General features: G+C 66.2%; 1 protein-coding gene. It reads right to left on the reverse strand.

The genetic code is table 11. From position 1 onward, the window contains the following. On the reverse strand, positions 1-1,813 hold a 1,813-nt coding region (locus tag WM40_RS26695), incomplete at both ends, for a non-ribosomal peptide synthetase (RefSeq protein WP_046154590.1).

Genomic DNA, 1,813 nt, shown 5'->3' on the forward strand with positions numbered 1-1,813 from the left:
GGTGTCAGGACCCATCCGGCCTCGCGGGCGCGGGCAATGATCTGCAAGCTCTGGATCGAATCCCCTCCCGCTTCGAAGAAGTTCTCCGTCACCCCCACATCCTCTCGTCCCAGCACCGCACGCCAGATCCCCAGCAACGTCTGCTCCTCATCGTTGCGCGCCTGCGTCCTCTCTCCACCAAACACCCCCTCCTGCACCAGCGGCAACGCACCGCGATCCAGCTTCCCGTTCGGCATCGACGGCAACTTCTCCAGCACCATCACACTCGTGGGCACCATGTACGACGGCAGCTTGCGTTGCAGCACCTCACGGATCACCCCACCATCCAAGCCCGCACGCACCTGCCCTTCTACAACACCTTGACTCTCGCCCTCTCCCTCACCCGCCACGTACGCCGCAAGACGCTGTTGCGCTCCCGTCCCCGTGACAATCACCGCCGCCTCTCGCACCCCCTCACAACTGCGCAACGCCGCCTCGATCTCTCCAAGCTCGATGCGCTGACCACGCAGCTTCACCTGCTGGTCCAGGCGACCCAGGAACCCCACGCACCCATCCGCCTGCATGCGACACAGGTCCCCGCTTCGGTATTGCCGCGCACCAGGCGCACCATACGGATCCGGCACGAAACGCTCCGCCGTTTGCGACGCACGACCCAGGTAACCCCGCGCCACCGTCGGCCCGCCAATGCACAACTCCCCCAACCCGCCAACTGGCGCGATATCGCCAAACGCGTCCAGCACCCGCGCCGTGCGACCAGGATACGCAATCCCGATCGGCACCGTCGTCGCGCTCGCGTCCGATGCCTGCGTGCGCCGGTACAGCGCCGCAACCGTCGTCTCCGTCGGTCCGTACAAATTGTCCAGCGCGATATCACCCAACGCACCACCCTGCCACACCGCCAACGCGTCACCGGGCAACGCCTCTCCTCCCACCGTCACCTGCCGCAGCTTCAACAACTCCCGCGCCGGCGCATGGTGCTGCCATTGCTGCCACAGCGCCGTCGGAATCCGCGCGAACGTGACACCTCCCCCCACCAGACGCGCGCTCAGACTGCGTAAATCCCACGGCTGCTCGCCGCGCATCTCGATCCTCGCACCACGCAACAGCGCCGGAACGATCTCGTGCAAGGCCACGTCGAAATTGATCGTCGACGAATGCAGCACCACATCCTCGGCCGTGATCTCATAGGTCGACAGGAAATCCTGCAAATGCACCCACAGCGCTTCATGCTCGACCGCCACACCCTTCGGTCTGCCCGTCGAGCCCGACGTGTACAGCACGTACGCCAGTTGCGACGGATGCAGCGCCGCAACCGGCGCCTCCATCACCTCCTCCCCCTCGCACGCCGAACCCACATCGATCAGCGTCACCTCATCGAACAGGCTCGCCACACCCCGCACGCTCGCCTCATCCCCCACCACCTGCGCAATGCCCGCGTCCTCGCGCATCATCACCAGACGCTCCAGCGGATAGCTCGGGTCCAGCGGCACGAACGCCCCGCCCGCGCGCCAAATCCCCAACATCCCCGCAATCAGCGCCGGGCCACGACCCACGCACAGTCCCACCCGCGTCTCCGCACACACGCCCGCCGCGCGCAGTCGCAACGCGATCCGGCCAGACCACGCCTCCAGCGCTCCGTACGTCAGCGAAGTCTCCAGCGGCACACCCCCATCCGCTCGCCTCCCAAAACCCGCGCCATTGCCACCCTCGCAACGTACCGCCACCGCTTCCGGTGTTCGCAACGCCTGCGCGCGCAACGCCGACACAACTGACTCATACGGATAGCAGTGCGGTTCCCGATATGACGATGACG

The sequence above is a fragment of the Robbsia andropogonis genome (assembly GCF_000970345.1).
Classification (GTDB): domain Bacteria; phylum Pseudomonadota; class Gammaproteobacteria; order Burkholderiales; family Burkholderiaceae; genus Robbsia; species Robbsia andropogonis.